This window comes from uncultured Desulfovibrio sp. (assembly GCF_944324525.1).
GTDB lineage: Bacteria > Desulfobacterota > Desulfovibrionia > Desulfovibrionales > Desulfovibrionaceae > Desulfovibrio.
In genome coordinates this window covers 1-5869 of record NZ_CALUWS010000079.1, presented here as the reverse complement: position 1 = coordinate 5869, position 5869 = coordinate 1, and the positions used below count along the sequence as shown (strand labels likewise).

The following is a 5869-nucleotide window of genomic DNA, read 5'->3' as shown; positions in this document are numbered from 1 at the left end:
ATTCGGCTCTTGGCAGAAAACCTCCAGCTTCATGTCTGAACGGAGGGTGAACAACGTGTTGACACTCTACACCTAGACGCCCTTCTGGCTCAGTTCTTCCAGAAATCCTTCCGGCACGTCAAAGCCGAGGCGCTGGGCCTCCTTCACCGATTCCCGCGCGGCGGCATAGTTGCCCTGCTCGAACTGGGCAAGGGCGAGGTTGTTCCAGGCGGGCGCGAAGGCGGGTTCCTTGGCGATGATCTCCTTGCAGAGCTTTTCGCAAATGTCCCATTCGGCCTTCATGTAATGGGCGGTGGCCAGGGCGTTGCGGGCCTGCAGGAAGTCGGGATCCCACTTGAGGGCCTTGTTCAGGGCCGCGATGGCCTTGTCCGGCTCGCCGCGCTGCAGATGCACGAAGGCGATGTTGCTCCACGGCACGGGGAACTTGGCGCGGCAGTTGGCGGCCTCTTCATTGTAGCGCAGGCAGCCTTCAAGATCGCCGCGCTCCAGGCAGATGCCCCCAAGCTGCACATAGGCTTCCGCCAGATGCGGGGAATTGCGCACGGCATCCAGGAAGGCCCCTTCGGCCCCCACGAAGTCGCGCTTGCTCAGCAGGGCCAGGCCCAGATTGTAATAGTGGGTGGCGCACTGATCGTTGGCTTCGATCTCGGCCTTGAGGTCGGCGATGTATTCGTCGATGTCGTCGTAGCTTTTCTTCATGAAAGGTGGCCCTCTTTTTTCAGGAGATCATGATACCAGAGACAGAAATCCAGGATGCCCAGATACTTCTCGTCCCGGTTGACCACGCCCAACGCGCACTCCAGCGCGCCGCGTCCGTAGTCGTTGCTGTAGTGGCCCTTCTTGCCCGCTTCCTGGAGGAATTCGCGGACCAGCTGCTGCGTGGTGCGCTTGCTGACGTCCATGCGCAGGTCCAGCGGGTCATTGGGTTTCTGGAAGGGGTCCCAGTTGTCGTAACCGATCCTGTCCACGAACTTGCGGCGGCGCGGGTTCATCTTTTCGTAGATCTCGCGCTTCTGCTGTTCTTCGGCTTCGGTGAGCTTCTGCGGGGTGCCGTCACGGAAGACCGTGGCGGGGATGGAACCAAGTACGGATGGCATGGCTAGTCCTCGCGCCTGGCCGGGCCTATGCCCAGATAGGCTTCGTCATAGCGGGTCAGCAGCGCCATGGACAACGGCACGTAGACCTCGTGCAGCTCCTTGAAGCGGCTTTCCACGGCATCGGCGATGGCGCGGCTCAGATGGGCAAGCTGGCCCTGGATCCTGTCCAGATGGACGGTGGGATATTTCTGCCCTTTCTCAAAGGCGGCAAAGCCGCACACATGGCCCTCCCCGGCGATGGAGGTGGGCACGCCGTAGATGCGGCAGGTGATGGGCCGGGCGTCGTACATGAGGCAGCGGTCGTCATCGCCCAGCAGGGGGCAGCGCGACTTGACGCGCGCGGCTTCGGCCATGATGTCCTCGGCGCTCTTGCCCGCCTTTTCCTCGCGGAAAAGATCGCGTTTCAGACGGGTGAGCTGCCTGTCGGTCTCGGAGGCGCGCTCCAGGATGGCCGAGCGTTCCGGGCCGTAACCGAAATGCTCCTGAAAAGCCCTGTTGATGTACATGGCTTCCACCAGCGAAAGATCGAAAAGAGCGTGACAGCAGTCGCTGCAGCCCTCCTTGCAGGCGACGCACTGGGGAAACTGGTTGCGGACGGTGGAGAACACCGCATCCGCCTGCGCGCGCAGCGCCTCGTATTGCTGAAAAATAGGGGTGAGATCTGGTATCATGGCGTTTCCCGGAAGGTATGCAAAATGCCGCCAGACGCGGCAGCGCCCGGCGGCACAAAGGAGAGGAGCGCGGCGCGCCCCTTACTGCCTAGTTTTCTTCCACGGTGATGGCGCTATGTTCGCACACTTCCACGCAGGATTCGCAGCCGAGGCATTCTTCGGCGTTGGAAGGCTCGGACTTGCCGTCTTTGATTTCGTAAACTTCCACGGGGCACACGTCCACGCATTCGCCACAGCCCACGCACTTGTCAGCATCGACAGTCACATTGTAACCCATTTGAGTCCTCCAGATTTGAAACGGATGTTTCGGCGGTTTTTGCGGCCCTCGGCCGCTCTGGCATGGATAGCTTTCCGCCCTGTTCCCTGTCAAGGGGCAGGGGCCATTTTTCGCCCCGCTTCGCCCGCCGGGCGGCCCTGCGCCGGCCGCCGCCTACGGCAGCAGGCGCGCGTAGTACAGACGGCCGCCCCGCTCCACCTGCAGGAGGACCTGTCCGGCAAGGCGCAGCTGCCGGAAGGCTTGCAAAAGCTCTTCCTGCGAGCGCAGGGCCTTGCCGCCGATGCCGGCCAGCACATCCCCCCGGCGCAGGAAGTTGGCCGGGCCGTCAGGCTGTACGGAGGCCACCACCAGCCTGCCGCCGGAGACCTGCAGGGTGAAGCCCCAGCGGGCCTGCATGATGCGCCGGGCCGTGGTGTCGTCGAATTCCACCGGCGCAAGCCGCAGCTCCTGCCGGCCGCCCGCCCGCTGCACCACGAGGCGGAGCTGTTCGTCGGGAAGCTGGTTGCGCAGCAGGTTCAGATAGTCGCCGCGATCGTTGAGCACGACGCCGTTGATGCTGTCGATGACGTCGCCGGGCTCCAGTCCGGCGGCGGCCGCCGGCGTGTTCGCGTAGACCTCGGCCACGAGCAGGCCGCGCAGTTCGCGCAGGCCCAGGGCCTGCGCCATGCGCTGATCCAGATTCTCCACATGCAGGCCGAGCCAGAGAGGGGCGCGCCGGCCGTGATCCATCAGATTGTCCATGACGCGCAGGGCCTTGTGGATGGGGATGGCAAAGCCGATGCCCTCGCCCTTGGCGTGCACGGCGGTATTGATGCCCACCAGGCGGCCTTCCAGATCCAGCAGCGGCCCGCCGCTGTTGCCGGGGTTGATGGCCGCGTCCGTCTGGATGAGGTCGGTGAAAAGGCCGCTCTCGCTGCGGATGGAGCGCCCCAGCGCGGAGACCACCCCCGTGGTGACCGTATGGTTGAAGCCGAAGGGATTGCCGATGGCGATGACGGTCTCGCCGGGCAGGAGGTCGGCGGCTGTGGCGGGCTGCAGGGAAGGCAGGTTGTGCGGGCCCTGTATCTCCAGGACGGCGATGTCGAAGTCGGGATCCGCCCCCCGGACGATGGCCGGGAATTCCCGGCCGTCCAGCAGGTTGACCGTGACCTCGCCGCCGCCGGAAATGACGTGGGCGTTGGTGAGCACATAGCCGCGGCCGCCGTCCACGATGACGCCGGAACCGAGGCTGACCCGCTTTTGCCGCCGGGCCTGCGGCATGTTGCCGAACGCCTGGAAGCCCGGCCCGAAGAACTGTTCCAGCGGGCTCATGTAGCGCGGCCCGGCATCGATGACGCTGGTGCTCGTGATGTTGACCACCGCGGGCGCGGCAAGCTGCACGGCCCGCACCACGGGCGTCAGGCGCGGACTGCCGTCCGGGATGGCGAAGGCCGGGACAACGCAGCAGAAGGCCAGCAGGCAGGCCGACAACAGGACGGCTGCGCCACGGCGGGAAAGAAAACTCATGTTCATGCGGTCTCCTTGCGGAATGAGGCATTCCGGTTTGCCGTTCCTGCATAGCCTCTTGCGGCAGGGGCGTAAAGGGCCGTCCGCCGGGGGGCGCTTGCGCCCCTGCCGCCAAAAGGCTAACACAGGCCGATGCACAACGATACTTCTTCCTGTTCCCGGCTTGAGGAGATCCTTCCCGGCCTGCGGATCGTTCCTGTGGAAACGGCGGCGCTCGAGGCCGCGCAGCGGCATATCGATCAGCTCACCAAACCGCGCGGCAGCCTGGGGCGGCTTGAGGAGCTGGCCCGGCGTCTGGCGGCCATGCGCCCCGAAGTCCGTCCGCTGCGCGTCAGTCCGGCCATGATGCTCACCGTTGCCGGGGATCATGGCGTGACGGCGCAGGGAATCTCCCCCTGCCCGCAGATCGTGACCCGGCAGATGGTGGCCAATTTCTGCGCGGGCGGCGCGGGCGTCAACGTCTTGAGCCGCACCTCCGGCATGGACCTGCGCGTGGTGGATGCCGGTTGCGCGGGCGGGCCCTATGCGCCGCATCCGCAGCTTGTGGATCTGCGCCTTGGCGACGGTACGGCGGACATGAGCCGCGGCCCGGCCATGTCGCGGGAGATCTGCCTCGAAGGCCTGCGGCGGGGCATCCGGCTGGTGCGCGAGCTGGCGGAGCAAGGCTATGCCTGCTTTGCCACGGGCGAGATGGGCATCGGCAACAGTACGGCCGCGGCGGCCGTCAATTGCGCTCTGCTGGGCTTCGCGCCGGAGCGGGCCGTGGGCCCCGGCGCCGGAGCCGACAGCGCCATGATCGCCCACAAGGCGGAGGTGGTGCGGACGGCCCTTGCCGTCAACTGTCTTGATCCCGCCGCCCATGCCCAGGCCGATCCGCTGGTCGTGCTGGCGGCCGTGGGCGGCTTCGAGCTGGCGGTCATGGCCGGCATCATGCTGGGGGCGGCTTCCTGCCGTCTGCCCGTGCTGGTGGACGGCTTCATCTGCAGCGCGGCCTATGCCGCGGCGGAACGCATTTGCCCCACGCTAGCCGACTACGCCGTCCTGGCGCATGCCTCGGCCGAGCCCGGCCATGTGCCCGCGGTCTCCCGCCTTGCCGCCGGCGGGCCGCTGCTCTCGCTGGATATGCGGCTCGGCGAAGGCACGGGCGCGGCCGTGGCCTATCATCTGCTGCGCTGCGCCGCCGCCGTGTATAATGATATGGCGACCTTCGACAGCGCGCAGGTCTCGTCGGAGGGCTCGCTGTCATGAGCGGGGGGGCGCTGCTGCAACTTCGTGATGTCTGGCGGCGCTTTGCCGTGCGGCGCGGCCTCTGGGCGGAGCGGGCCCTGTTGACGGCCGTGGCCGGTGTGGATATGAGCCTGCGGGCCGGGGAGAGCCTCGGCCTTGTGGGGGAATCCGGCTGCGGCAAGTCCACGCTGGGGCGCATGGCCTGCGGCCTGCTGTCGCCCAGCGAAGGGCAGGTGCTCTTCGACGGGCGGCCGCTGCCCCCGGCCGGGCCGGGCAGTACGGCCGCCGGGCGGGTGCAGATGGTCTTTCAGGACCCTTTTTCCTCACTCAATCCCCGCTGGCGAGTGGGGACGTCGGTGGAGGAGCCGCTGTGCCGGGACAAGAGCCTGAGCAAGGCCGAGCGAACGGCCCGTGTGGCGGACATGTTTTCCCGCGTGGGCCTGGCGGGGCTCGAACGCCGTTATCCGCACGAATTTTCCGGCGGACAGCGGCAGCGCATCGCTGTGGCGCGCGCCCTGATCACGCGGCCGGACGTCATCATTTGCGACGAGCCCGTCTCGGCGCTGGATGCCTCGGTGCAGGCGCAGGTGCTCAATCTGCTCCGGGACGTGCAGGAGGACTTTGGCCCGGCCTATCTCTTCATTTCGCATGACCTGTCGGTGGTCAGCTTCATGTGCCCGCGGGTGGCGGTCATGTATCTTGGCCGTCTGGTGGAGGAGGGACCCCGCGAGCGGCTGTTGCGCAGTCCGGCGCATCCGTATACCCAGGCGCTGGTGGCCGCCATGCCCTCGGCGGACGGCCTGTCGCTGAACGCAGCGCCCGCCGGGGGCGAACTGCCCAGCCCGCTGGCCCTGCCGCCGGGCTGCACCTTCCATCCGCGCTGCGCCCGCGCCACGGATGCCTGCCGGAACGAGGCCCCGAACTGGCGGACGCTCGAGGATGGCTGGCGGGTGCGCTGCCATCATCCCAGCGTCTGAGCGTTGTAGTTTTGGGCCTGTTAGCGCTATTCGTTACTTGTTTGGGGGAAGGGGAACCCCTCGCGTTGCTGTCGATGCCCGTAGCTTCCTTCGTCGCAACGGGCACGGCCTCCG

7 protein-coding genes are annotated in these 5869 nt (G+C 66.7%); 2 read left to right on the top strand and 5 right to left on the bottom strand.

The annotated features are described in order from the left end of the window. Nucleotides 1-72 precede the first annotated feature (72 nt). From Q0K12_RS12135 to Q0K12_RS12115, 5 genes are all read right to left on the bottom strand, one after another. Entirely contained in the window at nucleotides 73-699 is a 627-nt protein-coding gene (locus tag Q0K12_RS12135) for a tetratricopeptide repeat protein (protein ID WP_297263232.1), read from the bottom strand. Beyond that, on the bottom strand, nucleotides 696-1097 hold the full coding sequence (locus Q0K12_RS12130; protein WP_297227177.1) for a hypothetical protein: 402 nt from the start codon (nucleotides 1095-1097) through the stop codon (nucleotides 696-698). The genes Q0K12_RS12135 and Q0K12_RS12130 overlap by 4 nt, the downstream gene beginning before the upstream one ends. A 2-nt stretch (nucleotides 1098-1099) precedes the next feature. Then, nucleotides 1100-1768, bottom strand: a complete 669-nt coding sequence (locus Q0K12_RS12125; protein WP_297263231.1) for a YkgJ family cysteine cluster protein — start codon at nucleotides 1766-1768, stop codon at nucleotides 1100-1102. Between the two features lie 88 nt (nucleotides 1769-1856). Then, nucleotides 1857-2045, bottom strand: a complete 189-nt coding sequence (locus Q0K12_RS12120) for a ferredoxin (RefSeq protein ID WP_297263230.1) — start codon at nucleotides 2043-2045, stop codon at nucleotides 1857-1859. A gap of 153 nt (nucleotides 2046-2198) precedes the next feature. Next, nucleotides 2199-3557 carry a trypsin-like peptidase domain-containing protein gene (locus tag Q0K12_RS12115; RefSeq protein ID WP_297263229.1) on the bottom strand — a complete coding sequence of 453 codons (1359 nt, stop codon included), beginning with the start codon at nucleotides 3555-3557 and terminating at the stop codon, nucleotides 2199-2201. 126 nt (nucleotides 3558-3683) lie between these two features. Between Q0K12_RS12115 and cobT the strand changes: the two genes are divergently transcribed. Both cobT and Q0K12_RS12105 read left to right on the top strand, forming a co-directional pair. After that, nucleotides 3684-4799: a nicotinate-nucleotide--dimethylbenzimidazole phosphoribosyltransferase gene (gene cobT, locus Q0K12_RS12110; RefSeq protein ID WP_297263228.1), complete on the top strand. Its 1116-nt coding sequence runs from the start codon at nucleotides 3684-3686 to the stop codon at nucleotides 4797-4799. After that, a complete protein-coding gene (locus Q0K12_RS12105; RefSeq protein ID WP_297263227.1) occupies nucleotides 4796-5755 on the top strand; it encodes an oligopeptide/dipeptide ABC transporter ATP-binding protein in 960 nt (319 codons plus the stop codon). The genes cobT and Q0K12_RS12105 overlap by 4 nt, the downstream gene beginning before the upstream one ends. Nucleotides 5756-5869: the final 114 nt, after the last annotated feature.